1 protein-coding gene is annotated in these 587 nt (G+C 66.4%); it reads right to left on the bottom strand.

Going from position 1 to position 587, the window contains the following annotated elements; genetic code table 11:
• Positions 1-10 precede the first annotated feature (10 nt).
• Positions 11-587, bottom strand: a 577-nt coding sequence (locus tag ACFQV6_RS44360; protein ID WP_378033759.1) for a transposase family protein, incomplete at its 5' end; no start/stop codon positions are given.

Here is a 587-nt window from a genome sequence, read left to right as displayed (position 1 = left end):
TGAGCCTTTTTCATCCTGCGTAGCGGTTGGCTTCGACGTGGTGCAGAACGAGGATGGCCTGCACGATCGCGGTCGCTCGGCGGGGACAGCAGCGCAGCTTGGTCAGTAGTTTCCAGGTCTTCAAAGTGGCGATGGCTCGTTCGCCAAGGGCGCGGATCCGGGCGTGCTGGCGGTTGTAGCGCTTATGCCAGCGCTGCAGTTTGGGCCGGGACCGATGCCGTTTGAACGGAACCCGGATGGTGCCGCCCGCGCCTTGGTACCCCTTGTCGGCGAAGGTCATCACGTCCGCGCTGGTCAGAGCCTCGATGATGCCGAGTTGTCGGGCAGCACTCAGATCGTGAGTCCGGCCAGGCAGCGCCGCGGAGGCCCAGATCAGCCTGCCGGCCGCGTCGGCTATGACCTGCACGTTCACGCCGTGCCGCTTGTGCTTGCCCGAGTAGTACGGCCGCTGGTCGGCGACCCGGTCGATGGCGATCAGGGTCCCATCGAGGATGGCGAAGGCGAGCCGGCGGATACGGCCCATGGCGGTGACCAGGTCGTCTGCGGCGGCGGAGAGCAAGTCGACGGCTTCGCGGACATAGCGCCAG

It is taken from the genome of Actinoplanes sp. GCM10030250, from assembly GCF_042666575.1.
GTDB lineage: Bacteria > Actinomycetota > Actinomycetes > Mycobacteriales > Micromonosporaceae > Actinoplanes.
This window is presented reverse-complemented; position numbering and strand designations above follow the sequence as displayed.